This is a genomic window from Vibrio sp. Vb0667, from assembly GCF_033391095.1.
Genome location: NZ_JAWPOL010000127.1, coordinates 1 through 1,624 on the forward strand (window position 1 = coordinate 1; position 1,624 = coordinate 1,624).

A 1,624-nucleotide genomic window follows, 5' to 3' on the forward strand; every position below is an offset into this window, starting at 1 on the left:
TCATTCCCGTTTATGGTTCTGAAGACTTTGAGTGTGTCCTTTTACAATTGACGGAGGAAGAGCCGCCGTCGGCCAAAATCTTAGTGAAGATGGAACTGAACCGTCTTATGGCACCATGTAAGAAGAGCATTGATTTACGTGGTCGCGTCAAAGGCGAATGTCGTGAATATGTTTTAGATGGCATTTCGCATTGGTTGGACGATGTCGCTTTTAATGCTTATCACAAGAACATTAAGAAGTTTGGCACCTACACCGAAGGCATGTGGGAAGCATTGGTCAACACGCGCAATAACTTTCGTGTGATGAGCAAGCTCGCCACGCAGGAAAAGTCTCATTCATTAACCGATCCTAAAAGCCCCTTTCTCGCAGAACCGGTTCACCTCGGTTACGACTTAAAACGCCAAGAAAAGCGGTTGAAGGTTCAGTCTCAGGTAGAAATTCGCCGCACCAAAGGGCAAATCCTTCATGGATTAAGCATCGATTTGTCGAGCTCTGGGGCAAAATTTAAAGTCCCGAGCGCATTTAAATACAACCTTGGTGAAATCATTCACGTTTCGTTTACCGAGTTTGCAGGCAAGTCGCAAGTCGCGGGCATCGAAAAGCCACTGTCGTATCGAGTATTGGCCGTGGACGATTGCTATGAAAATGATGCCGTGCGCTATCTACGAACCATTCGTCTAACGGAAACCAATGTCGTTGCGCGCGTCATCGACGAAGCATTAAACAGTGCCGCCAAACGCGCACGTCATGACAACCAAGATAAAATCATTCGTGCACGCACACGCGGTTATGAGCACATTGCACTCAAACACACGAGCAACTTACCACTGTTTTTTGATGGTAACGAACTCAAGCTAGCGATGCTGACACCAAACAACCAAAAGTTGTGGCAGTACTGGCACGATGAGAGAAATCAACAAGTGTTTGGCTCCTTGTTTAACGAGCAACGCGTCGCTTCTTTGATCAAACAAGGCGTGAAAGGCACCAGTAACGTTTTGTACTCATTTACTCATGAACATGAAAACAAAACGTACTTCTACTCGATGCTTAGACCCGAAGCGACTCGCGAACAACGCCAGCTGTTTTGGCATTTAGGGGCTAAGCGAGAAAGTTGGCGTGCGTTTCGAATTTCTATTTTTGAGTTATCTGAGCAAGAGAAAGAAGATCTCGCACTATTCTCTCCAGAGTTAGCCGAAACCTCTCAGTCACTGACTCATATCGGCATTTTGCAAGAAATCGCTGACGAAAAGTCGGGGCAAGATTACCTATTAACAGAAAAGCCGCGTTTGCCAGCCAACACGTTAAATGCCTTTCGTCATCCTCGAAAAATCACTGGCAACCCTAAAGGTATCTATTTCGATGCTCAATCGCGCCGTAAAGAACCACGCTATCGATTCAAAACGCCGCTTGAACTCAGTTCGGGTGAGTTAAAAGCAGCAGGTTCAACCGTTGATATTTCTAAGCGAGGCTTGGGGATTCGTTTAGATGAGCCAACGATGTTACGCTCGGGACAAGAAGTGCAAGTTAACTTTCGTGAGTTACAACTTTACGATAAAAAGCTGCCTCTCATGGCCGTTCCATATCGCGTTATTCGAGTCAGCCCTGACGGTTGCAGCGTACAATT

General features: G+C 46.2%; 1 protein-coding gene. It reads left to right on the top strand.

Annotation, left to right across the window (positions count from 1 at the left end; all coding sequences use genetic code 11):
- Positions 1-2: 2 nt before the first annotated feature.
- On the top strand, positions 3-1,624 hold a 1,622-nt coding region (locus tag R8269_RS23945), incomplete at its 3' end, for a PilZ domain-containing protein (protein WP_318222745.1).